This is a genomic window from Spirosoma humi (genome assembly GCF_054776575.1).
This window is the reverse complement of the sequence record NZ_BAAHBR010000008.1, coordinates 98387-122700: the sequence shown is the minus strand read 5'-3', so window position 1 is coordinate 122700 and position 24314 is coordinate 98387. Positions and strand designations below refer to the sequence as shown.

Below are 24314 nucleotides of genomic sequence, written 5' to 3'. Positions count from 1 at the left end.
TGATATAAACCTGTAATTTACCTTCTCATCCTTCAGGTCCCTTGCCCTTCTGCCCTAATACAGGTTTTCATAGGCCAGCCTGGGGTGGCTATATCAGTGGAATATGAAATAATTGTGTATGAGCAAGGAAGTCGTAAATCGGTCCAGTGTGGCCAGTATTTTACAGTATCACAAAACATTGATCGAGCGGCATGGTGCCGGTACCACTCGGGCCCTGGGGTGGCAGAAAATCGAAGGGCAGTCTGCCCGCTTCGATATACTATGCCGGATAGGTGATCTGAACGGGCACTCGGTGCTGGATGCAGGCTGTGGGCATGCCGATCTTTTCCCGTTTTTAACGAAAAGGTTTCCGTCAGTTACCTATTACGGGTGTGAGCAAATACCGGATTTGTTCCAGGTAGCTGCCCAGCGATACAAACGCGAGAACAACGTAGTACTATTGCAGGGGGACTTTCTCGATAAAGCAATACCCATAACCGATTTCGTCCTGGTCAGTGGCTCACTTAGCTACCGGCATAGTGATGACCATTTTGTCTACAACGCTATTGAAACCTTATTTGCCAAATCTCGTATTGCTTTAGGCTTTAACTTACTGAGTGGAGGAGTGGAGTCGAACACACTGCTGACGACATACAATCCCGATAAAATACTCGACTTTTGCCGGACCCTGTCCAAAAGGGTGCAAATCCAGGTTGGCTACTGGCCTGATGATTTCACCGTTTTTGTGTACAAGGAGTGAGGAAAGCCGACTTGTCATGTATCTCGTCAATGAAAGCGAACTGACAGGGCCACCCACGATCCTTAGTAGCGTTGCCGGAATTTTCATTCGTTGAACCACTACCTGACTAAAGCAAAAAACCCTTAAAAACTGTCGAACAATTTTTAAGGGTTTGCTTAGTAGCGGGAGCTGGACTCGAACCAGCGACCTTTGGGTTATGAGCCCAACGAGCTACCAACTGCTCCATCCCGCGGTGTTTGGTCTGCAAAAGTACAACAACTTTCTAGAAATACAACTACCTTTGCAAAAAAAAGTTTTTAGCCCAACCGAAACGTTTTCTTTCCAGAGAGAGTTGTTTCCTAAAGCCACTGGTAATCAGCCAGCGGGATCACCTAAGAATGAATACAGAAATCATTGCCAATTTTCCAGCCGATCATAAGGCTGGCTTCGTCAGTATAGTCGGTAAGCCAAACGTAGGCAAATCAACACTGATGAACCAACTCGTCGGCGAGCGGTTGTCCATCATTACCGCCAAGGCACAGACCACCCGCCACCGCATTATGGGTATTCTCAACGGAACCCATAACGGCCAGGAATTCCAGCTCGTTTACTCTGACACGCCCGGTATCATTAAGCCGTTATACAAACTCCATGAATCCATGATGAGTTTTGTTCGCGGTTCTATCGAAGATGCCGATGTGGTTTTGTTTGTAACCGATATTTTTGAGCAACACGATGAAAATGACGTCATCGAACGGCTTCAGAAATCAGAAGTTCCTGTTGTTCTGATCATCAATAAAATCGATCAGGCTACGCAGGAGCAGGTTAATGAGAAAATCGATTACTGGCAGGAACACTTCAATGCCCAGGAGATCATTCCAATTTCGGCGCTGAATGCTTTCAATACCGACCGCGTATTTGAGGCCGTTATGAGCCGTTTGCCACAGCACCCCCCCTATTTTCCAAAAGACGAGCTAACCGACAAACCGGAGCGCTTCTTTGCTTCGGAAATTATCCGGGAGAAAATTTTTCTGAACTACAAGAAAGAAGTACCCTACAGCAGTGAAGTTGTTGTAACAGGATTCAACGAGAAAGACGATATTATTGTCATTCAGGCTGAAATCCTGGTTGAACGGGCTACCCAGCGGGCAATTTTGCTCGGCGAAGGTGGCCGAATGATAAAGAAGACGGGCATTATGGCTCGCGAGGAGCTCGAACGCTTCTTTGGTAAAAAAGTATATCTGGAACAATTCGTTAAGGTAGAACCCGATTGGCGGCAAAAAGAGCGCATGCTCAAGCGGTTGGGGTATGACGAATAGTGGCTGGTAGTCACTGGCTGGTACAGCACGAACGCTTCACCAGTTGCCAACCGCAAGGGCGGTCTGGCACGAATCAGTAACCACTAAAAACAATCATGGCAAACATCGTTGCAATCGTTGGCCGCCCAAACGTGGGCAAGTCCACGCTGTTTAACCGCTTGACGGAACAGCGACAGGCCATCATGGACAACCAAAGTGGCGTTACCCGCGACCGGCATTATGGCACGGCCGAGTGGAACGAAAAATATTTTACCGTCATCGATACCGGTGGCTATGTCGTTGGCTCCGAAGATATTTTCGAAGAGTCGATCCGCGAACAGGTAGAAATGGCGATACAGGAGTCTACTGTTCTGTTATTTGTTGTCGATACGCAGACGGGTATCACGGGCCTGGACGAAGACTTCGCCGATGTATTGCGCCGGTCGAAAAAGCCGGTTTACGTCGTCGCTAACAAGGCGGAGACCGCCGAACGGGCACACGCTGCGGCTGAGTTTTATGGCCTGGGCCTCGGCGATCCGTACGCCATTTCGTCACAAACCGGGACCGGTACAGGCGATTTGCTGGATGAGGTCGTTAAACATTTTCAGAGCGATGGCGTTGAAGACCCCGATGCTGGCATTCCCCGCATTGCCATTCTGGGGCGTCCGAACGTCGGCAAATCATCCTTTCTGAACGTTCTGACGGGTCAGGAGCGTAGTATCGTTACGGACATAGCCGGAACCACCCGCGACGCGATCAACACGCGTTATAAAGCTTACGGTAAAGACTTCATTCTGACCGATACCGCTGGCATTCGGCGTAAAGCCAGAATTGACTCCAACGTTGAGTTTTATTCCGTTCTGCGTTCCATCAAGGCGATGGAAGACTCGGACGTGTGTATCATCTTACTTGATGCTACGCGGGGTTTGGAGGCTCAGGATCTGAACATCATCGGCCAGGCGGTAAAAGCCAAGAAGGGTGTCGTGATTATGGTCAACAAGTGGGATGCCGTTGAAAAGGATCACCGCACGGCCGATTTATTGCGCAAAGAGATGATCCAGCGGATGATGCCCATCGATTACGTTCCTATCATTTTTGCCTCGGTTCACGAGAAACAGCGAATTTACCAGGTTATGGAAAAAGCGATGGAGGTGTATGAGAACAAGACCAAGAAAATTGCAACCTCAAAGTTAAATGAGGCTATGCAGGCAGAGATCGAGAAGTTTCCACCGCCCAGTATGAAAGGGAAGTTTGTGAAAATCAAGTATATGGTGCAGGTTCCTACGCCTTCACCGACGTTCATATTCTTCTGTAATCTACCCCAGTACGTTCAGGAGTCGTACCAGCGGTTTCTGGAAAACAGGCTTCGGGAACACTTCGATTTTACGGGCGTTCCGATTACGGTTTTTTTCCGGCAGAAATAAATTCACCTTTTGGCCAGGCTATAGCTGTTGACTTTTATTGGCAGAAACCGCCAGTTGCTCTACTTTCTGGGTATACCACAGCCGGATTTTTGCATACACTGAAAAGGTCAGGGAGTTGAGGGCAAATGCTCCATTACTTCCTGGCCTTTTTCTATACCCTACCCAATTTCTGATTTTCTATGGTTCTGCAACCTGCCCGCTCTCGGTACTGGCTTGGTGCCGGTCTGGTCTTTCTAGCAGCTTTCTGTTTCGCTCTGAAGGGCATTTTAATTAAACTCGCGTACCAGTATTCGATTGATGCTATTTCGCTATTGACGCTGCGAATGCTATTTGCGTTACCCTTTTATGTTGCCATTTCCATTTACTTGGCCCGCAGACTTCCACCCGTACAGTTGAACCTGAAGCAGTGGGCGACGTTGGCTATGCTGGGCATAACGGGCTATTATTTTGCCAGTTTCTTCAACTTTCTTGGCCTCGTCTACATCACCGCCAGCCTGGAGCGTATTTTACTTTTTGTTTACCCGACGTTTGTCTTGTTAATGAACGCCATCGGGTTTGGTCGGCGGGTAACCCGGCTACAACTTATGGCGCTGGTATTAACCTACATCGGTATTTTACTGGCCTTCTGGGGTAACATTGAAAGCGCTGTTCAGAAAAATGTGGTGTTGGGAGCCTTCTGGGTCATTTTGAGCGGTCTGACGTATGCCATTTATTTAGTGGGTAGCGATCGGGTAATTGGTTGGATCGGATCGCAGCGATACACGTGTTACGCCATGATAGCGGCCACTATACCAACTGTTATACACTGTATCGTACAAAATGGCTTGCCGCTGACGGGCTACCCGGCTCCCGTTTATTTTCTGGGATTTGTCATGGCTGTGTTTGTGACTGTTATACCCACATTTATGATCGCGGAAGGTATCAAACGAGTTGGTTCAGGCAACGCGTCAATCATTGCCAGCGTTGGACCCATTTTTACCATCTTCCTTTCCACAACGGTTCTTCACGAAACGATTAGCTATGCTCAGATAGCCGGTACGTGTTTGGTATTAGCGGGCGTATTTCTAATTGGCTGGCGCGGAAAATAGGAACTAATCGATTGTTTATTAGCTAAGTATAAACACTTAAGGGATTTGGTTGGTTACTTACCAAAAGGTAACCAACCGGATACATAAAGAAATTATCATCGCATTATAGGATAGAAAAAGTAGCCACTAAATAAATTCCAACTCACTTTCAGCGCCTTAGTGGGCATTATACCTTACCTTTCATCCACTATACCTATTAAAAAGATGACGTTCTTATGGCAACTGAAAAAATAATTGACGATGAAAAGCGGGTTGATAAAGCTGCGTATGTACTCAAAGCGGTAGCCCATCCATTGCGAATTAGGATCATTCAAATGCTGAATGATAACAAAGAACTAAACGTATCCGCGATTTATAAAAACCTGAACGCCGAACAATCTCTTATCTCTCATCACCTGATTAATATGCGCGACAAAGGCATACTAGATATTCGGCGGAGCGGAAAAAACATCTACTATTTCCTGGTGGATTCGGCTGTGGCAGAAGTAATCGATTGTATCTATAGGAGCAAGATACTTAATTAATTAGCCTACAACATAGGCATATAAAAAGGGTACCAAAGAAGCCATTCCAGCTACTTAGTACCCTTCTTTTTTACACATACGATTGGTGACTACGTGAACAGCTCGCCCGGCCTGTACGGTGGCGTAAGACCGAGGTGAATATAGGCTCGTTCGGTTGTTTCCCGGCCACGCGAGGTTCGTTTCAAAAAACCTTCCTGAATCAGAAACGGCTCATAAACCTCTTCGATCGTTTCTGACTCTTCTCCACAGGCGGTAGCAATGGTAGATAAACCAACCGGCCCGCCTTTGAACTTCTCGATAATGGTCGTTAGAATACGAATATCCATGTCATCGAGTCCATTCTGATCAACTTCCAGTGCGCTAAGGGCAATTTCAGCAATCTCTACGTTGATGTATCCATTCCCCTTAACCTGGGCAAAGTCGCGGGTTCGGCGTAACAAATTGTTGGCAATACGCGGTGTTCCCCGGCTCCGGCGTGCAATTTCATAGGCCCCTGTCTCATCGATTGGCGTTCCCAGAATAGCCGCCGAGCGCTGCACAATACTGGTTAGCAGTTTGGCGTCGTAATATTCCAGCCGCGCACTGATGCCAAACCGGGCCCGCAACGGCGAGGTCAGCATACCCGCGCGGGTAGTTGCGCCGATCAACGTGAACGGATTTAGTTTGATCTGAACAGTTCGGGCGTTTGGCCCGGAATCGAGCATGATGTCAATCTTGTAATCCTCCATGGCCGAGTACAGGTACTCCTCCACAATGGGATTGAGCCGGTGAATCTCGTCAATAAAGAGCACATCATTAGGCTGCAGGTTTGTCAGCAGACCTGCCAGATCACTGGGCTTATCGAGCACCGGACCGGAGGTCATTTTGATACCCGCATTGAGTTCGTTCGCAATAATGTGCGAGAGCGTCGTTTTGCCCAAACCTGGCGGGCCATGGAGCAGCACATGATCGAGCGCATCGCCCCGTTGCATAGCTGCCCTCACAAACACTTCCAGGTTGTCGAGTATTTTAGCCTGCCCCGTAAAGTCCTCGAACGAAAGTGGCCGAAGTGCCCGTTCGATCTCTTTATCGGTAGTGGTCATCCCGTCTCCTGAACCTTTCAAAAAGTCGTTTCGCATGGTTTTGATTGGTACAAACCCGCTCCAGATACACCCAAAAAACAGGCGATTTCAGCGAAGTCGTTTACCTCAAATTTACGCAAAAAAGAAGACAAATACTACCGTATCAGGAGCACAGATCCACGTTTTACGACCCGTTCACGCTCTGGAAAATACTCGCTTTTGAAGACCACAACATAGGGGTAAATCATGGACGGATAGATCGCTCCCTTATAGGTGCCATCCCATTTCTGTTCAGGGTTGTTACTGGCAAAAATGACCTCGCCCCAACGATTATATATCCTGAATTCGTAATCGCTTATGTAGGCCGTAAACACTTGCAGCAGATCGTTGGTCCCATCACCATTGGGCGTGAACGCATCCGGCACATTAACTCGTGGTTCACACAGATTTAATACCCGGGCCACGCCCGTTGCCGTACAGCCCAATGGGTCAGTCACCTGAATTGGATAATCGCCAGCGCGCTGGACCGTTATGGTTTTGGTCGTATCGTTTCGATTTACCCACAGGTATTTTAAGCCGGTAGCTCCATTTGCCGACAGTATAGTTGTTTCCTGATCGCCTTCGCACAGGGCCGCCTGCTGGGTATAGGAGAAAGCGGGTGGCGGTCGGTCACCGACCCGAATACTACTACGCCCCACACACCCTGATTGCGTATTACGTAACACAAGGCTGTACGTTCCCGGCTGTGTCACGTTGATTGTGGGTGTACTGGCTCCCGTACTCCACTGGTATACGTTGCCAGGAACGTCGCCCACCAAAGGTTGAATAGCTACGGCCAGGCCATTACACTTCAATGTGTCTGGTCCCAGTCGGGCAAATCCGGTGCTGTCAAGCCCGACCTTGATGCTATCTGAGAGGGCTTTGCAGCCATTAATATCGACGACCTGAACCGTATACAGTCCTGGCGCAGCCTGCCCGAATACGGCCGTTGTCGAAACGACATTATTATTCTGATCCAGCCATGAATAGGTGGCGGCAGTTCCTCCCGCAACGGTCAATGTAATGGTGCCACTGTTCGGTATACTACACAGGGCATCTTTCACATTGGGTGTTAGCCGGAGCTGGTTGGCCGGTGATTTCAGAATGAAAGCTGAATCGACTTTACATTCATGAAGCGTATCGGTTACAGCAACTTTATATCCCCCTTCCACAAGGCCCGTCAGTTGATTCACATTGCCGTTGAGGGCCGTTCCATCAGCCCCCGTCCAGGCGTACTGATAGGTGCCGGTAGGCGTAGTCGTGAGCACAATGGTTCCATCCGATGAGGTACACGCCGTAGGGCCAGTTAAGGCAGCCTGTAAGCGAATCTTAGGCAGTTCAGTTACCCGAATGGTATCCGAGTTTACACAAGTGGTGCCATCAATAACGGCTGACTGCGCGGTTACGGAATACACGCCGGCCGTTGTAACGCTAATCGTTTTAGTAGTCCCGCCGTTGCTCCACTGAAACTGTGTCCAGGTTGCTTGGGGCACCGTCAGGTCAACTTTCGAGCGGTAACAAAATAGGGTATCGGGGCCCAAGTCAAGTGAGGGCACAGGCTTGATCTGAACCTGAATTGTGTCACTTTTGAAACACTCGCCATTGGCCGCTAACGCTACAGCAATGTAATAGCCCGGCCGGGTCAACGTCAGGGTTCGTTGCCTGCTGACTAGGGCTCCGTTCACAAGCCAGACATACATTTTGGCCTGCACTTTTATATCGAGTGTAATACCCCGCTTGTTACAGATGGCCGTATCAGCCCCCAGCTTTATATCCGGCGGCAGTTCGACAATCGTTAATGTATCTTTGATCAATGTGTCTTTACAAATGCCGCCAGCACTGGTTCTTGTTATAATCCGAAGACTCACAAAATATTGCCCAGGCGTTTTGTAGGCGTGCGTAATGGGCGTAGTCGCGGTTGTTGACGAGGGCCTGCTTCCGTCGCCAAAATCCAGTGTATAGGCTTCTTTTAGTTTCGGACAGTTTGGACTGATCTGAAAAACGGTCGGCGCATTCACGCAGGTATCACTATAGGTCAGTCCGGGGCCGCTCGAATTATCATTGAAATTGGCGACTAAGTTCGGTAAGCCTAACTGGCTCGTCTGTCCACCAAGCGACTGACCGGCCGGGTTATAAATCAGACTATCCAGCAACCCTCCATTTGGATTTTCGATTGTACCAAGCGAGCGACTGCCCTTGATGGCGACGTAAATCCGGCCATCGGGTCCGATCTGAATCGAGCCGTATTGCCTCGTCGTACTACTATCGACAACGGTCCTTGACTTGGTCAGGAGCGAGTCTTTTTGATTTAAATCATACTTCAAGATATAGGATGACCCCTTCAGGCTCCCATCGGCGTTGGTATCGGCCAGCATGGTCACGTATAAACTCTTGCCATCCGGCGAAAACTCTACCCCGTATGCCTTGGGGGGAGCGGGTCCCAGATCGAGCGTTCGATTAAAGGTTAAGGCACCAGTCGAGTCATTGAACGTGAAGAGATCGACCGAATTTTTGGGCGGCCCCGGAACAACAACCGCCATTGGACGATTGCCTTTATTTCCACCCGTAGTGTCGGCCGGGCCAATTTTCATATACCCTTCTGCATTTGTCAGCGAGTCGAGTACCTGACCGCCTTTCGGATTAGGCAATATGGGCGATGTGTTTTCATCCTTTGTCAGGTGGCGAACCTCAAACTCATTGGTGCCATACTTCCTGGTAATCACCCAGAAAGTTGAGTCCCGCGTGTTTTCGACTGAGGCCGATTGCTCCGTTCCGGCGGTTGACAGCGGAATGTTCTTTTCAACCACGGCCCCTTTGCCCCCATTCTGGCGCATGTCGACAATACTATACGTCAGTGTTTTCTGCCCACGTATTTCAGATGTCGTGTACACATAATAGAGGTATTCGCAACCCCGACAGGTGGGTTTCGGTACAATCAGAGCCGATTGCGTCGAGTTCTTATTACCACCAAGTGGTATGGGGGTAGCTGTTGCGGAAGAATCGCGAGGATCAAGCGATTTCAGTGGCTTCCCATCCTTATCATAAATGGTAGTTCCATCGGTATAGAACAGCAAGATACCCTTGGTGTTAGCAATGGAAGATGAGCCTTCAATGGTGCTTAGTTTACCATCCGTGATGGGTTTTGGCGTTCCTCCTCCACTAAAATCGAGTCCCGCGTTTTGCCCGAAATACCATTTTACCCCCTGCGACTCTTTCTGCTCGCCACAGACGTCGACATTAATCCGATCCTGGTAAGAGCACCCAACCGAGTTGGTTACTTCGACCGAATAACAACCTGAGCTGTCGACCTGGATACTTTGTGTGGTTTGCCCTTTTGGATACCAAAGGTACTGAAGCCCGGATTGCGGGGGACTTCCTGCATAAGGGTCCAGCGTAATGACTTCTCCTTTACAAATTGTTGTATCCGTTCGCCAATTTGCAAACGACTGTGGTCGATTACCAACGTTAACGGTTCTTCTTGACGTTGATACGACTCCGTTAACGGTCCGAGTTAGTGTAACTGTATACGTACCAGGCTGTAAGAAGACGTGTCGGGCTATTGAATCCTTTTGCGCAGTCGTTGTAGTGGCGGCACCACCATCCCCAAAATCCCAGACACGGTTTGTTACACCTGCCTGTATACTATCTGTAAACACGGCGGAGTCGGCTTTACACTCCACATCAGGTACGCAAAACTTTCCTCTGACTTTGATGCCCGTGCTTGTTTGCGCCCAGGCCGTAATTGACCCGACCAGCAAGAACAGCATGGCCAAAAGTCCAACTACCCGAATATGCTTAGTAAAAGTTAACATGAAGAAACGTTGAATAAAGCCCACCTACGCAAATTCGATTCTCAACATAACAACAACCGGGGCATTACGTTAGTATAAACGACGTTGTTCCATTTAAATTTTATCGTTTTATCCCCACCAAAGCGCCTAAAATCCAATTAATTTTAGCGGTTGTTGTTCTCCTAAATACTTCGTTTCACCGGCCAGCGTTGCATCAATACTATTGGCCCAGTCTTTGCCTCATTCTGCTATTATGTTCAATAAATATATACTACTTATTTTGACACTGACACTGGGCCAAACGGCATTTGCCCAGGACCCTCAGTTCACTCAATTTTACGCAGCCCCCATGTACCTGAACCCAGCCTTTGCCGGGTCGGCTCTGGCTCCGCGCGTTACGGCCAACTACCGGAACCAGTGGCCCGCCATTACTAACTATGTGACAACGATGGTAGCTGTGGATCACTTCATCGAAAAATATAACAGTGGTGTCGGTCTAATGATCCAGAGTGATAACCAGGGTCAGGGAAGGATTCAATCAACGGATATAGGGTTGCAATATGCCTATCAATTCCAGGTAAGTGAATCCTCCTTTGTGCGTTTGGGACTGCAGGGCTCTTACGTAAACCGAAGTGTTAACTATTTTGGTTTGACAACGGGTGATCAGTTTACCGACCGGGGCTTCATTACCGGCAGCGTCTCCGGCGACCCTACCCTGCAGGGCGGTTTGCCCGCGGTTAAATACGCGGATTTTTCGACAGGTGGCTTGTTCTACTCAGACTGGTTCTGGGTTGGCGCATCGGCCCATCATATCAACAGGCCCGATCAGGGCTTCTTCGCGGGTAACCGGGAGCGGCTGCCCATGAAAACCAGTATTCAGGCGGGCCTGCGCATTCCGCTGGGAGGCTTCACGGGTCTGGCCGACGAAGAAGACCGTGAGATTAGCCTTTCGCCCGTCATTATGTATAAGCACCAGGGGAAATATGACCAGTTAGATATAGGTGCTTACCTGACCTATTCGCCTTTGACGATTGGCGCTTATTATCGGGGCATTCCGTTCAAAAAATACAATCAGACCCTAAATAATCACGATGCGGTAGCGGCACTGGTTGGCTGGCGTATGGAGAAGTTCTCGATTGGCTACAGCTACGACATTACCGTTTCAACGCTGGGCAACAGCGGTGGCTCCCACGAGCTGTCGCTGTCCTACATTTTCGAAAAACCCGAAGGCCGACGAGCCGGAGTAAAACGACGGGATAAAAAATTGCCTTGTCCGAAATTTTAACAGGATTTAAATAAAAGCGGGGCCGATATAGTATCGGCCCCGCTTTTATTCAGGCTAATTTCTTGTACTTGATTCGGGTTGGCGTGGTACCTATTTTGAGATGTCACTTGCACCACAACTCGTTCATGGATGCGTTTGCAAAAGCTCCTCCAGAACAGGCTTTAGGTTGAGTGCCAGCAGGGTACTGTCTAATTTGTCCAGCAACTCACTCTTTTGAAGAGTGAGTTGCTGACGCATAAAATTGTCCCAACCGCTTTCTGATGTCGTGCCAGAGAATTGACTCATTTGCTCGTTTATCCGGCGTATTTGTTCAAGTCGATACACTACCTCATTCAATGTCGGCGATTCGTGCGATATCATACAAACTGGATTTTAATTATTCCTTTTGAGTCCGAGTTATTTTCAACTGTCGAGCTAAACGTGTCAATCCAATATTGATAGTGCGCTTCAAATTTTGCTTGAGACGGATTGTTTGCGTCAGGAATCAAGGAAAAAAACGTATGTAATCCTGATTTTTGTTGCGAAAACTCATATCGTTCAAAAAGAGCCCTAAGTTGTTGTTTTGACACATCATCCTGTTCAAAAAGGTAAGGAACAAAGGTCACAATATCGATATCCTGTGGCCAAACTTTACAAGTCACAAAGCTTCCTCCAATCAATTGGAAGAAAGGTTGTTTCACAATCTTACGTAGTTCAGATAGATACAGCCTATAGGAATTAAACAGAGTTCGCCGATGAGTCGTATTTTTCAACGGAACAAACGTCTGTTCAAACTCCTCAAGTGTCAAACTATGCACTCCTGAAGGCGTAATATACCCTAACTCATTAAAACGAATCATCAGGATTACCTTAGGCTAATTTCTTGTACTTGATTCGGGTTGGCGTGGCGTCGGTGCCTAACCGTTTGCGCCGATTTTCCTCATATTCCGAGAAATTGCCCTCAAACCAGTAGGCCTGTGAGTCGCCTTCGAAGGCCAGTATGTGGGTGGCAATGCGGTCCAGGAACCAGCGATCGTGACTAATGACGACAGCACACCCCGCAAAGTTTTCCAACCCTTCTTCCAGCGCCCGCAGGGTATTTACATCAAGATCGTTGGTTGGCTCATCGAGAAGTAACAGGTTAGCACCTTCTTTAAGGATCATGGCCAAATGAACCCGGTTCCGCTCCCCGCCCGATAGGGTTCCAATTTTCTTTTCCTGATCGGCTCCGGCGAAGTTAAAACGACTCACATACGCACGCGCGTTCGACTGCTTTCCGCCCATCATAATCCACTCATTCCCGCCCGAGATCGTTTCAAATACTGTCTTGTTTGGATCAAGGCCATCGTGTTCCTGGTCAACGTAGGCCACTTTTACCGTTTCGCCTACATCGAATGTACCAGCGTCGGGCTTTTCGCGACCCGTGATCAGTTTAAACAGGGTTGTTTTACCGGCCCCGTTTGGTCCGATGATACCAACAATTCCCCCCTGGGGCAGCCGGAAACCCAGATGTTCGAACAGCAGCCGATCGCCGAAGGCTTTGGCAACGTCTTCCGCTTCGATAACTTTCGACCCCAGGCGTGGCCCGGCCGGTATGAATATTTCGAGTTTATCGTCCCGCTGTTTCGCGTCTTCGTTCAGGAGTTTTTCGTAGGCACCCAGACGCGCCTTCGACTTAGCCTGACGTGCTTTAGGCGCCATCTTTACCCATTCCAGCTCCCGTTGCAGGGTTTTCTGGCGTTTCGATTCGGTTTTTTCCTCCTTCGCCAAGCGATTTTGCTTTTGCTCCAGCCAGGACGAATAATTTCCTTTCCAGGGGATACCCTCGCCCCGATCCAGTTCGAGGATCCAGCCAGCTACGTTGTCCAAAAAGTAACGATCGTGGGTTACGGCAATAACGGTGCCCGTATACTGCCGCAAATGTTCTTCCAGCCACAACACCGATTCGGCATCCAGGTGGTTCGTCGGTTCGTCGAGCAGCAGGACATCCGGTTGCTGAAGCAGCAGGCGACACAGCGCCACCCGGCGTTTTTCGCCCCCGGAGAGGTTGTCGATCAACGCATCGGATGGCGGGCAACGCAAGGCGTCCATGGCCCGTTCGAGCTTTTGGTCAAGCTCCCAGCCATTGAAATGGTCGATCTTCTCCTGAACTTCTCCCTGCCGGGCAATTAGCTTATCGAAGTCGGCATCGGGATCACCAAACGCTTCGTTAATCTCCTCGAATTCTTTCAGCAGATTGACCACTTCCTGCGCCCCTTCCTCCACAATTTCCCGAACGGTACGGCCGGGTGTGAACTGCGGCTCCTGCTCAAGCATCCCAACCGAGTAGCCGGGCGAGAAAACGACTTCGCCGGTGTAGTTTTTGTCGATACCGGCAATGATGCGTAATAAAGTAGATTTACCGGAACCGTTCAACCCTAAAACACCAATTTTAGCGCCGTAAAAGAAGGAAAGGTATATGTTCTTTAGGATTTGTCGGTTAGGCGGAATATTTTTACTCACGCCCGCCATTGAGAAAATTATGGTTTCCTGACTCATTAATTTCTGATAGATTTGTGTTGGCAATTACCCTCAAATTTAACCCACAGCGCAGCCTTAACCAAGCACAGTAATGGAAAACGCTTCACTGGTAGATGAATACGGTTACGTCAAAGACGGAAAGGTATTTTTGAAAGGCTACCTGAATTACGAAGACCGCCAGATCGGCGAAGTCAAACGAACCGAGCAGGAAGCGCTCGATTATTTCAAAAACCGCTTCATTATCGCCGAAAACAAAGTAAGCCAGTTAGAAAAAGATATCGAAGAAGCTCAAAACAAAGGCTCTTATCTGACAAAACTGGTGCAGCTACGCAAAAAGCTGCTTGGCTTCGATGCATTGGGTGATTTTCCGCCCCTACTCGACCGTTTGGATACTCAGGAGAAATTGCTCGCCGATTTGATTACGGTCAATCAGCTCAAAAACCTGGAAATCAAACGGGCCCTTATTGCCGAAGCCGAAGCCGTTGTTGATAGCACCGATTGGCGTGAAACGGCGGATGTACTCCAGGAAATCAAGACAAAGTGGATCAAGACGGGGCCGGTCGACAAAGCGGCTGAAACCGAAGTTGAAGGGCGCTTCCAGGCACTTCTGGATGGGTTCTTTACCCGCCGTCGCGAGTTTTTCAACGAACAGAACAAAGTCATTCAGGAGCGGCTCGACAAGTACGACGAGCTTATCCGTCTGGCTTTCCGGGCCAATCGACTGGGAGATCTGGATGCCGCCTTCCAGGAAGTCCGGAGGCTCAATAACGCCTGGAAAGTAGTTGGTGAAGTACCGATCAAGAAAAGTGGTAAGCTGTATAAGCAGTTTAAGAAAGCCACGACCATGTTCTACACCAAGTACAACGACGCGAAGGGCATTGTTATCGTTCCGAAAATTGACCCCCGCATTGAGGCTCAGATGAAAATGGCGGATGAGGTGGAAAAGCTGTCGAAACAGCAGGACATCTTTGCGGCTGCCGAACGGGCAAAAGTGCTTCTCAATAGCTGGAAAGAGATTCGCGTTCCGTTTAAGCTTCAGGACAAAGTGGTGAACGAACGGTTCCGGGCCGCCTGCGATAAGATCTTTGAACTGAGCTACCTGGGCCGCGTACTGACCCGAAAATATCCGGCGTTTGAACTCAAGAGCAAGTCGGAGCAGATTCGAACGAAGATCCGGGAGATGGAATACCTCGTTAAGCGGGAAAAGAACGATCTGCAGTTTGCTTTGCAGGATGCCGACGGACTTGACCCCAACAAAGACGAAGACAAGCAAATTCTGAACAAGATCAACACGCAGAAACGTAAGATCGCCATGAAAGAAACGATTCTGCGCGAACTTCAAAAGGATCTAGAAACAACAGGTTATTAAATCCTTTTTGTCATGCTGAAAACCGAAACGTGCCCCAACTAAAACTGGGGCACGTTTCAGTTACTGGACTTGTTCTGTTGTCATGGAAACAAACCTGAGTAATCCAGATTCTATTGCCGATGAACATGCATTTCGGTCGGCGATCATCCCCGGCAAATTCGTGCGGCTCGAATACCTGACCGATCTAAACGAGTTCATAAAAGCCGACGTAACCATCAAGCAACTTCTTCATCAGGACGGTACCGATATACTGGCACTAGCCACCGGCGAACGGGTACCCCTCGACCGTGTTGTTAGCGTCTCGGGTAACTTATCGCCCCGCTACCCTGGTTATGGGAATTACTCCTGCGATTGTTAATTTGGCGGAGATTTACCCGTTAACTGTTCTTTATGAAAGTTCGTCCGTCTGCTCTTATCTGGCGTCAATCTGAGGGTCAGACCCAAGTCTTGCTTATGCGCTATTGTTATGGCGGGCAGGACGTTTTTGCCCTTCCTGGTGGTAACCCCGACCGGGGCGAAATTCTGACCGAAACCGTTATCCGCGAAATCCGGGAAGAGCTGGGGGTATCCGTTGATCTTGGTGAGATGATCCTGGCGGGCGAAATGCTGCTGTCGCAACGCAATGACGATGTTTTGCATGTGGTTTTTGCGGCCCGAAACCTCCAGGGTGAGCCTGCTCTAAATCCCGCGGAGACAACTGCACTCAATTTAGTCTGGATACCCGTTGCCGAGTTGGATAAACTCAATCTCTATCCAAACATCGGCCCGAAACTCCAACCCTGGTTTAGCAGCGCTACCTACCTGGGCTACGTTGGCCGAATTGAACAACAGTACTTTGGCTAAAGCCAGCTGGAGACGCTGGGAATAACCACCATCAGGTATGCTTATTCAAACAATAAGAACGCTATTTCGCCGAGATCTCAAAAAGTTAAGCCACGAGATTAACCAGTACAAAAACGAGGACCTGATCTGGCATACCGAGCGGAGTATTGCCAACTCAGCGGGAAATCTCTGCCTGCATCTGGTTGGCAATCTGAATACGTATCTGGGCGCGGAGATTGGCAAAACTGGCTACGTACGAAATCGGGAACTGGAATTTTCGCTCAAGGGCATTCCCAAAGGGGAGCTTCTGAAGAAAATCGACGACACCATGGCCGTTGTCGATGACGCGCTAAACATGCTGACGGAAGCACAGCTTGATGAAGAATACCCGACGCTGGTTTTTGATGAGAAAACGTCAACCGGTTACTTTCTGGTACATCTGACTACACACTTGACGTATCATCTTGGCCAGATCAATTACCATCGACGGTTGCTGGATGCGTAATTGGGGTAGAACGACTCAGTAAGCTGCCGAGAATCATGGCTATCGTGCTGGCCAGTAAACCCCACAGCATTGGCGAATAGGCCGTATCCAGCCACAGACAGATAAGCCAGACGCCGAAGCCAACAAGCATCGACCACAGGCACCCTGTCAGGTTGGCGCGTTTCCAGTAGATACCCGCCGTTAAGGGGATAAATAACGAAACCAGACTGAAGGCGGATGATTCACCGACAAGGTCGAAAATATTGGCGTCGCGGGTAATGCTCATCCCCACGCAGATGATGGTAATGAGTACGACAACCCATCGGATGGTTTTCAGCAACCCCTGATCACTGATGTCAGGTCGAAAAAACTTCATCACATTCTCCCCAAAAACGGTTGCGGGTGCCAGTATCGCTCCACTTGACACACTCAATATAGCCGATGTAACGGCACCAAAAAACAAGACCTGTAACGGCAGACTTCCATGCCGCATAACCATGTTAGGGATGATCAGTTGATTGTCTCTTGGCAAATCGGGATGAAGCAACTTAGCACTTAGCGCAATGAACAAGGGCAACAGAGCTACGGTCAGGTACATACCCGATGCCAGGAACGAAGCCCGAACAGCTGTTTTCTCGGTCTTGGCTGCCATGACCCGTTGAAAGACATCCTGCTGGGGAATGGAACCGAGTCCGATGGTTATCCAGGCGGCTATGTAGGCCAGCCAATCTTTAGTCGTCGATTGGGGAAGAAATCGAAAAAAGCCTGCGGGCGTCCGTTTTTGGATAGTTTCCCAACCGCCCACCTCGCGCCAGAGCAGAACGCCCAGAACCGCCAGCGCCAGAATGATAATCAGGTTATGAAAGAAATCGGTTACCGAAATAGACCACATTCCCCCGAGCAATGTGTAGGCCATAACAACAGCGGCACTACCCACAATGCAGTATTCGCGTGGAATATCCGTCACTACACTCAACACGATGCCGATGGCTACCAGTTGGGCCGAAATCCAGCTAAAATAGGACGGTATTACCATAATTGCCGATAACAACTCGGCCGACCGGCCGAATCGAATCCGGAAATAATCACAAAATGTCGTGATGTTGAGCCGATAAAGCGGCCGGGCAAAGAAAGCGCCTACCAGAAATAGGCATAGAGACGATCCAAATGGCTCCTCGATGACGGCCAGAAAACCACCCTCAACGAACATAGCGGGTGCTCCCATGATTGTCTCCGAGCCAAACCAGGTCGCAAATGTGACCGAAGCCGCCAGCATAAGCGGCAACCGGCGCCCCGCCAGGACAAAATCCTGCGAGGTTGTTACACGCCGGGCGGCCCATACGCCAACCGCTACGTTGGATAATAGATACAGGGAAATGAAGAGCAGGAGCATAAGCAAAGGGGTATACACAAAGACACGGAGTCCACAGGGCTTTACATCTGTGGACTCCGTGTCTTTGTGCTTGAAAGAAAATTACAGCCGAAGCGTAGCGGGTAAATATTTGGCGATCAAATCCTCGTAATAAGGCTTCAATTCACTGACGACGGGTGGTTTCGGACTTTTCGAATACAGATCGTATGGGTTAAATTTATTGACCCACTTGAACATCTCATGGTCATGGGCATCCATCAAGTGATCGTACGCACCTTCCCGGTGTTGCGAATAAAACGAGTGGTACCGCATCATATACAAAGCCGGTTCGGGCATATAGTCCTTCATAATCTGGTACAGGTATTCGTCGTGCCCCCACGACATGTGCACGTTGCGAAGCCCGCAATTAGGCTCGTAAACACCATACTTCGTGTTGTAGCGAGCATCGTGCGCATCCGGATTATTGACAAAATATTCGGAATAAACAATCTTGTCAGAGTGCTTGCAGCCAACGGGGAATGTGTCGCCAACAACGGCCCACTGCGGCTCGCCGAAGAGACACAACACTTTACCCATATCGTGCACGAATCCTGTCAGCACGAACCAGTCGGGATGACCGTCGGCCCGGATGGCTTCGGCTGTTTGAAGAAGGTGCTGAAGCTGGTCAAGATCAGTATCTGGATCTGAGTCATCTACCAGGGTATTCAAAAACTCCATTGCCCCCCAAACGGGTAATTCCTTTTTGTCGAAGGCCAGGAACTCACGCTCTTTTTCCTGGACAAAATCATACGTCTGGTACGTGTGATTCAGGCGGTAAAATTCCCGTACCGTATCGCGCGCTGGCGAATCGTAGTTCCGGTAATCTTCTTTCGACTTATGCTCAGGTTCAGGGTAGCGGCTCAGTACATCGTCTTCCCACTGATCGAGGCTGGCAAGGGGGGCGGTTTCACTCATCATAGCCAAATAAAGTTAGGAGGCAAATTTATAAATTTCTTGCTGTTAACCAGCGATATAGTGCAAAAGTTATCGGGCAATCTACTCACTGAGCCAGAGACTATCGGACAGGTCTATTTACTCATTTAAAATGACCTGAATTAGCGTTACCAGAACATGGTGTACAGAACCGCCAGAACGGCAAAAATTCCGACCGATCCAGCTACAAAGGACGGGGTCACCCGGAACAGACTCGTATCCACCTCAATACTTTTCCCCGTTGCATACCCCGCCGGATCGGTGAGCGACACAACCACCATAAGCACCATGTCGATGCAAAAAACCAGGGTTGTCCGGTGCAGAAACGGAATGGAATCAACCTGAACGTCGAACAGGCCCATCACTTCAGGCCAGAACTTAAGCAGGGTCGACAAAGGAATGGTCAGAATAGCCACGGTCATGGCAGCCCGGTTCGTAGCCCGTTTCCAGAAGAAACCAAGCAGGAAAATGGCGAACACCCCTGGCGTGATAAAATTGGTGTATTCCTGAATATACTGGTATACCTGATCGAGCGAACGGAGCATAGGCGCCAGCAAAATGGCCACGCCAAAGGACCCAATGATGGCCCAGCGACCAACGTTTACCAGTTTTTGTTCCGATGCCGATTTGTCGACGTATTTTTTATACAGGTCGAGCGTAAAAATTGTAGAAATCGAATTACATTTTCCAGCCAGCGACGCCACCACGGCTGCCGTCAGCGCGGCAAAGGCCAGCCCTTTCATCCCAACAGGCAACAGATTCATCAAAACAGGATAGGCATGATCGGGTTTGACCACGCCTGCGGCATCCGTCATGGCGTCGCGAAAGGGGCCGCTCTGGTACAACACAAAGGCTGCAATACCGGGAATAACCACGATGACAGGAATCAATAATTTCAGAAAGGCGGCAAACAGAATACCCGAGCGAGCGGTCTTAAGATCGGCCCCCAACGCCCGCTGAACAATATATTGATTACAGCCCCAATACGAAAGGTTGTTGATCCACATGCCGCCCGTTACCAGGGCCATGCCCGGCAATACGTCATAATGCGGATGTCCTTTTGGGAGAAACATGTGAAAGTGGCTATCGGCCTGTTTATGAATAGACAGCAATCCGTTCCAGACGCCCGCCGAACCCGTCTGCTGCGCAACCAGCTGTAAGGCTAAATACGTAACGACCAGTCCGCCAAAAATCAGAACAACTACCTGAATAACATCAGTATAGCCAATTACTTTCATGCCCCCGAGCGTAATAAAAATGGCAAACAGGGCCAACCCGATCGTGCAGGTCGTGAAGGATATACCGACCAGTGACTCAATGGCAATTGCGCCCAGATACAGGATCGACGTAAGGTTGACCAGTACATAAACGACCAGCCAGAATACCGCAAGAATGGTACTGACGGTGTCACTATACCGCTGCGCCAGAAACTGCGGCATGGTATAAATGTGATTTCGAAGATAAATAGGGATGAAAAATACGGCCACAAGAATCAGCGTAGCGGCCGCAAACCACTCATAAGACGATATAGCCAGCCCCATCGCGAAACCCGAACCCGCCATACCGATGAAATGCTCTGCCGATATATTAGACGCAATCAGCGAAGCACCAATGGCCCACCAGGTTAGCGACCCTTCGGCCAAAAAAAAGTCGGTCGTGTTCATTTGAGCCTGGCGCTTCCGCCGATAAACCCAATACCCATACCCAACAACGATAATGAAGTAGACGAAAAAAACAACGTAATCGGCCGTAGCGAGGTGATTCATGCGGTAAGTATAAGCAAACGGGGTGTCTTGTCACTAAAGCAAGACACCCCGTTTTTTTAATGTAACACGAGTTAAACCCGTACTTGTAAGCTAAATTATTAAAAGAAAGGCGCGGTTTGCTCCCGCGCCCTATTCATTATATTTTACTGAAATCGAAGGTTTCCAGGAAAGCCGTCGTAAACTGACCGGAGCGGAAGGTAGCATCATCCATCAGTTTGATATGAAAAGGAATCGTCGTTTTAATTCCTTCAATGACAAACTCCTGGAGTGCCCGCTTCATCCGGGTGATAACTTCTTCCCGCGATTGCCCCGATACGATCAGTTTGGCAATCATGGAATCATAGTTGGGCGGAATGGTATACCCGCTGTATACATGACTGTCGATCCGAACGCCGTGCCCACCGGGGAAATGCAAATTGGTAATTTTGCCCGGCGACGGCCGGAAACCGTTTGCTGGATCCTCGGCATTGATCCGACACTCCATGGCGTAGAGTTTGGGGGTGTAATTGCGGCCCGAAATTTCGGCCCCGGCAGCCACCTTTATCTGCTCTTTGATCAGGTCGAAATCCGTTACCTCTTCCGTTATCGGGTGCTCTACCTGAATCCGGGTATTCATCTCCATGAAATAGAAATCCCCGTGCTTGTCCACCAGAAACTCAACCGTTCCGGCACCTTCGTACCCGATGGCCTGCGCCCCTTTAATAGCCGCTTCGCCCATCCGCTCGCGCAATTCGGGCGAAACAATGGGCGATGGCGTTTCTTCAATCAGCTTCTGGTGCCGACGCTGGATGGAACAATCCCTCTCTGACAAGTGGCAAACTTTGCCATACTGATCCCCTACAATCTGAATTTCGATATGGCGCGGCTCTTCAACGAATTTTTCCAGATAAAGCCCATCGTTACCAAAGGCCGCTCCGGCTTCGGTGCGGGCGTCATTCCAGGCTTTTTCAAACTCGTCCTCTGACCGAACAATGCGCATTCCGCGACCACCGCCACCAGCGGTAGCTTTGACAATGACCGGATAGCCCATGCCTGCCGATAATTTTTTACCCTGCTCAACAGACTCCAGCAGCCCTTCCGAACCCGGAATCACGGGAACACCAGCGGCCCGCATGGTAGCTTTAGCCGTTGCTTTATCGCCCATTCCGTTAATCTGCTCGGCAGTGGCACCAATAAATTTAATCCCGTAGTCGGTGCAGATTTGCGAGAACTCCGCATTCTCGGACAGAAACCCGTAGCCGGGGTGAATGGCATCGGCACCCGTTACTTCGGCGGCCGAAATAATACTTGGAATACTTAAGTAAGATTGTTTGCTGATGGGTGGGCCAATGCAAACGGCCTCATCGGCGAAACGCACATGCAGGCTATCGCGGTCGGCGGTCGAATAAACGGCTACCGTCTTGATACCCATTTCGCGACACGTCCGAATGATACGCAGGGCGATCTCTCCCCGATTGGCGATTAAGATTTTTTTGAACATGATTAAAGAGCAAAAGAGCGAAAGATAGAAAGAGCGAACATGGCAGGAACCAGGCTTTCGCTCTTTCTATCTTTCGCTCTTTAAATTAAATGGGTTCTACCAAAAATAGCGGTTGATCGTATTCGACTGGTGTAGCGTTCTCAACGAGAATCTTCACAATACGACCCGATACTTCCGACTCGATTTCGTTGAACAGCTTCATGGCTTCGATAATACAAACCACTTTACCTTCGGTCACACTGTCGCCTACTTCAACGAACATCGGCGAGTCGGGATTAGCCGAGCGGTAGAACGTTCCGATCATCGGCGATTTGATGGTAATGTAGTTTGACGTATCAGCCTGGGGGGCGGCTGCCGGTACCGCGACCGGAGCGGCCGGTACAGCAACTGCCTGTGGCTGCGCAGCGGGTGCCTGAGCCACAGGAGCGGCCGGTGCCGGGGTAGCGGCCGGCGCACCGGCTCCATAGCGCTTAACGCTGATTTTCAGATCAGTCGTTTCGATGTTGACTTCGTCTAAACCCGATTGCGAGATGAAGTCGATGAGCTGCTGTATGTCTTTTGTATTCATAGTTTTTGATGATAACGGGTGCTGGAGCGATGATGAATTGGGGATGATGAACAGGCACTGGCTTATCCGTCATGTACACTTCACCAGTCAAACTTATTTCACTCGTTCTACATAATCACGGGTGCGTGTATCGACCCGGATTTTTTGACCTGATTCAATAAAGAGAGGTACCATAATTTTTGCGCCCGACTCTACTTCTACCCGCTTCTTGGGGCTGTTGGCCGTATCACCTTTAATCCCTGGCTCAGCGTACGTCACTTCCAGCTCAACGAAAGGAGGTAATTCGCACGAGAGGGGCGTATCGCTGTCGGCGTTAATTAGAATTTCTACTTCCTGTCCTTCTTTCATCAAATCGGCCCCTTCCACGATTTTTTCGTCCAGGTTTATCTGATCGAACGATTCCTGGTCCATAAAGTTATAGCCCGATTCGTCTTTGTAAAGGTATTGGAATTTCCGACGCTCAACCCGTACCGGGTAAATCGTTGCGCCAGAGTTGAACGTATTATCGATTACCCGGCCCGTTGTCAGGCTTTTCAGTTTAGTCCGTACGAAAGCCGCGCCTTTTCCCGGTTTTACGTGTTGAAATTCAGTGATTTGAAAAAGGTCGTTGTTGTAATTAAGAACCAATCCATTACGGATATCTGCGGTCGTTGCCATGTTGAAAAATATATAATATACGATGTATGGTATAGGAACTGGTTTGCCTTTTAAAGCCTATAACCGCTACCATAGCGCATACAGTTAAATTAATACGCCCATTTTACATAAGCGGCTCCCCACGTAAAGCCACCACCGAAGGCAGCCAATACCAGATTATCGCCTTTTTTCAGCTGCGATTCATAATCGAACAGGCAAAGTGGTATCGTGGCAGCCGTCGTGTTACCATACCGATGAATATTCATCATAACCTTATCGGTTTGAATACCCATTCGATGCGCCGTAGCGTCGATAATGCGCTTGTTGGCCTGATGCGGCACCAGCCACGCCACATCACTGCCGGTAAGCTGATTGCGTTCCATAATCTCCGCCGATACGTCGGCCATGTTTTTCACGGCAAACTTGAATACCGATGGGCCATCCTGATAAACGTAATGCCAACGTTTTTCGACAGTCTCGTGCGTGGGTGGATAGCGACTACCGCCCGCTTTCTGAAAAAGATGATTTTGCCCTACACCATCCGACTTGATTATGGTATCCAGAATACCAAGTCCTTCGGTATTGGGTTCGAGCATAACGGCCCCGGCTCCATCGCCAAATAAAACACAGGTTGTTCGATCGGTATAATCGGTGATGGCCGACATCTTGTCGGCTCCAACGATAACTACTTTTTTGTACTTACCCGTTTCGATGAATTGCGAACCCACCGTAATGGCGTATAGAAAACCAGAACAAGCCGCCTGAATATCAAAACTCCCGACATTGCGAATGCCCACCATATCGCAAATCAAATTGGCGGTACAGGGAAAAACGAAATCAGGTGTAGTCGTCGCGCAAATCAGCAAATCGACCTCTTCAGGCTTAATAGTTAATTTTTCGAGCAAACCTGCCACGGCTTTTGCCCCCATGTGCGACGAGCCCATGCCCTCGCCTTTTAAAATATGCCGTTCTTTGATACCCGTACGGCTCGTAATCCATTCATCGTTTGTATCCACCATACGCTCCAATTCGGCATTGGTCAGCACGTAATCGGGAACATAACCATGAACTCCAGTTATGGCAGCTTTACTCATAGGATGATAGAACAGTTATCAGTA

The 24314-nt window shown here is 49.3% G+C and carries 22 protein-coding genes and 1 tRNA gene; 10 read left to right on the top strand and 13 right to left on the bottom strand.

All coding sequences use genetic code 11. The annotated features are described in order from the left end of the window. The first annotated feature begins 118 nt into the window (after nucleotides 1-118). Entirely contained in the window at nucleotides 119-739 is a 621-nt protein-coding gene (locus ACYU8Y_RS09050; RefSeq protein WP_460936361.1) for a class I SAM-dependent methyltransferase, read from the top strand. A gap of 159 nt (nucleotides 740-898) precedes the next feature. Here ACYU8Y_RS09050 and ACYU8Y_RS09045 read toward each other — a convergent pair. Next, nucleotides 899-971: transfer RNA gene (locus ACYU8Y_RS09045), tRNA-Met, on the bottom strand. 145 nt (nucleotides 972-1116) lie between these two features. On the opposite strand from ACYU8Y_RS09045, the gene era reads away from it, so the two are divergent. From era to ACYU8Y_RS09025, 4 genes are all read left to right on the top strand, one after another. Continuing rightward, nucleotides 1117-2037 (top strand): GTPase Era, encoded by a 921-nt coding sequence (gene era / locus ACYU8Y_RS09040; protein WP_460936359.1) that lies wholly within the window; start codon nucleotides 1117-1119, stop codon nucleotides 2035-2037. A gap of 95 nt (nucleotides 2038-2132) precedes the next feature. After that, nucleotides 2133-3440 carry a ribosome biogenesis GTPase Der gene (der, locus tag ACYU8Y_RS09035; RefSeq protein ID WP_460936357.1) on the top strand — a complete coding sequence of 436 codons (1308 nt, stop codon included), beginning with the start codon at nucleotides 2133-2135 and terminating at the stop codon, nucleotides 3438-3440. A 179-nt stretch (nucleotides 3441-3619) separates the two neighbouring features. Next, nucleotides 3620-4528, top strand: coding sequence for a DMT family transporter (locus ACYU8Y_RS09030; RefSeq protein ID WP_460936355.1), 909 nt, complete (start codon nucleotides 3620-3622; stop codon nucleotides 4526-4528). A 215-nt stretch (nucleotides 4529-4743) separates the two neighbouring features. Further along, nucleotides 4744-5052 (top strand): ArsR/SmtB family transcription factor, encoded by a 309-nt coding sequence (locus ACYU8Y_RS09025; RefSeq protein ID WP_460936353.1) that lies wholly within the window; start codon nucleotides 4744-4746, stop codon nucleotides 5050-5052. 89 nt (nucleotides 5053-5141) lie between these two features. On the opposite strand, the gene ruvB is transcribed toward ACYU8Y_RS09025, so the two are convergent. Both ruvB and ACYU8Y_RS09015 read right to left on the bottom strand, forming a co-directional pair. Continuing rightward, the gene (gene ruvB / locus ACYU8Y_RS09020) at nucleotides 5142-6170 is read right to left on the bottom strand and encodes a Holliday junction branch migration DNA helicase RuvB (protein ID WP_460936351.1); all 1029 of its coding nucleotides are present in this window, start codon (nucleotides 6168-6170) and stop codon (nucleotides 5142-5144) included. A gap of 98 nt (nucleotides 6171-6268) precedes the next feature. Further along, complete coding sequence (locus ACYU8Y_RS09015) at nucleotides 6269-9964, bottom strand: PKD domain-containing protein (protein ID WP_460936349.1); 3696 nt, start codon at nucleotides 9962-9964, stop codon at nucleotides 6269-6271. A 232-nt stretch (nucleotides 9965-10196) separates the two neighbouring features. Here ACYU8Y_RS09015 and ACYU8Y_RS09010 point away from each other — a divergent pair, with 232 nt between their 5' ends. Continuing rightward, nucleotides 10197-11228 carry a PorP/SprF family type IX secretion system membrane protein gene (locus tag ACYU8Y_RS09010; RefSeq protein WP_460936348.1) on the top strand — a complete coding sequence of 344 codons (1032 nt, stop codon included), beginning with the start codon at nucleotides 10197-10199 and terminating at the stop codon, nucleotides 11226-11228. Between the two features lie 123 nt (nucleotides 11229-11351). Here the strand turns inward: ACYU8Y_RS09010 and ACYU8Y_RS09005 are convergent, their stop codons facing one another. The 3 genes from ACYU8Y_RS09005 to ettA are packed head-to-tail and all read right to left on the bottom strand — an operon-like array spanning nucleotide 11352 to nucleotide 13745. Continuing rightward, entirely contained in the window at nucleotides 11352-11588 is a 237-nt protein-coding gene (locus tag ACYU8Y_RS09005; protein ID WP_460936346.1) for a hypothetical protein, read from the bottom strand. Further along, nucleotides 11585-12067 (bottom strand): DUF6932 family protein, encoded by a 483-nt coding sequence (locus ACYU8Y_RS09000; protein ID WP_460936344.1) that lies wholly within the window; start codon nucleotides 12065-12067, stop codon nucleotides 11585-11587. Before ACYU8Y_RS09000 ends, ACYU8Y_RS09005 begins: the two co-directional genes overlap by 4 nt. A gap of 10 nt (nucleotides 12068-12077) precedes the next feature. Beyond that, nucleotides 12078-13745 (bottom strand): energy-dependent translational throttle protein EttA, encoded by a 1668-nt coding sequence (gene ettA / locus ACYU8Y_RS08995; RefSeq protein ID WP_460936342.1) that lies wholly within the window; start codon nucleotides 13743-13745, stop codon nucleotides 12078-12080. Nucleotides 13746-13818: 73 nt separating this feature from the next. Here ettA and ACYU8Y_RS08990 point away from each other — a divergent pair, with 73 nt between their 5' ends. The 4 genes from ACYU8Y_RS08990 (at nucleotide 13819) to ACYU8Y_RS08975 (ending at nucleotide 16423) form a co-directional block, all read left to right on the top strand. Continuing rightward, a complete protein-coding gene (locus tag ACYU8Y_RS08990) occupies nucleotides 13819-15096 on the top strand; it encodes a DUF349 domain-containing protein (protein ID WP_460936340.1) in 1278 nt (425 codons plus the stop codon). 82 nt (nucleotides 15097-15178) lie between these two features. Next, entirely contained in the window at nucleotides 15179-15454 is a 276-nt protein-coding gene (locus ACYU8Y_RS08985) for a hypothetical protein (protein WP_460936339.1), read from the top strand. Between the two features lie 32 nt (nucleotides 15455-15486). Further along, nucleotides 15487-15939, top strand: coding sequence for an NUDIX domain-containing protein (locus ACYU8Y_RS08980; protein ID WP_460936337.1), 453 nt, complete (start codon nucleotides 15487-15489; stop codon nucleotides 15937-15939). Nucleotides 15940-15976: 37 nt separating this feature from the next. Then, complete coding sequence (locus tag ACYU8Y_RS08975) at nucleotides 15977-16423, top strand: DinB family protein (RefSeq protein WP_460936335.1); 447 nt, start codon at nucleotides 15977-15979, stop codon at nucleotides 16421-16423. Here ACYU8Y_RS08975 and ACYU8Y_RS08970 read toward each other — a convergent pair. The 7 genes from ACYU8Y_RS08970 to ACYU8Y_RS08940 all read right to left on the bottom strand — a co-directional run bounded on the left by ACYU8Y_RS08970 (nucleotide 16392) and on the right by ACYU8Y_RS08940 (nucleotide 24290). After that, nucleotides 16392-17795 (bottom strand): high affinity choline transporter 1, encoded by a 1404-nt coding sequence (locus ACYU8Y_RS08970; protein WP_460936333.1) that lies wholly within the window; start codon nucleotides 17793-17795, stop codon nucleotides 16392-16394. The genes ACYU8Y_RS08975 and ACYU8Y_RS08970 overlap by 32 nt on opposite strands. 81 nt (nucleotides 17796-17876) lie before the next feature. Beyond that, entirely contained in the window at nucleotides 17877-18731 is an 855-nt protein-coding gene (locus tag ACYU8Y_RS08965) for an inositol oxygenase family protein (protein WP_460936331.1), read from the bottom strand. Between the two features lie 143 nt (nucleotides 18732-18874). Then, nucleotides 18875-20512 carry a sodium/sugar symporter gene (locus ACYU8Y_RS08960; protein WP_460936329.1) on the bottom strand — a complete coding sequence of 546 codons (1638 nt, stop codon included), beginning with the start codon at nucleotides 20510-20512 and terminating at the stop codon, nucleotides 18875-18877. A gap of 136 nt (nucleotides 20513-20648) precedes the next feature. After that, nucleotides 20649-21992: an acetyl-CoA carboxylase biotin carboxylase subunit gene (accC, locus tag ACYU8Y_RS08955; RefSeq protein WP_460936327.1), complete on the bottom strand. Its 1344-nt coding sequence runs from the start codon at nucleotides 21990-21992 to the stop codon at nucleotides 20649-20651. A gap of 85 nt (nucleotides 21993-22077) precedes the next feature. Beyond that, complete coding sequence (accB, locus tag ACYU8Y_RS08950) at nucleotides 22078-22560, bottom strand: acetyl-CoA carboxylase biotin carboxyl carrier protein (protein ID WP_460936325.1); 483 nt, start codon at nucleotides 22558-22560, stop codon at nucleotides 22078-22080. A gap of 93 nt (nucleotides 22561-22653) precedes the next feature. Beyond that, nucleotides 22654-23217 carry an elongation factor P gene (gene efp / locus ACYU8Y_RS08945; protein WP_460936323.1) on the bottom strand — a complete coding sequence of 188 codons (564 nt, stop codon included), beginning with the start codon at nucleotides 23215-23217 and terminating at the stop codon, nucleotides 22654-22656. Nucleotides 23218-23306: 89 nt separating this feature from the next. Then, a complete protein-coding gene (locus tag ACYU8Y_RS08940) occupies nucleotides 23307-24290 on the bottom strand; it encodes a beta-ketoacyl-ACP synthase III (RefSeq protein ID WP_460936321.1) in 984 nt (327 codons plus the stop codon). Nucleotides 24291-24314 lie beyond the last annotated feature (24 nt).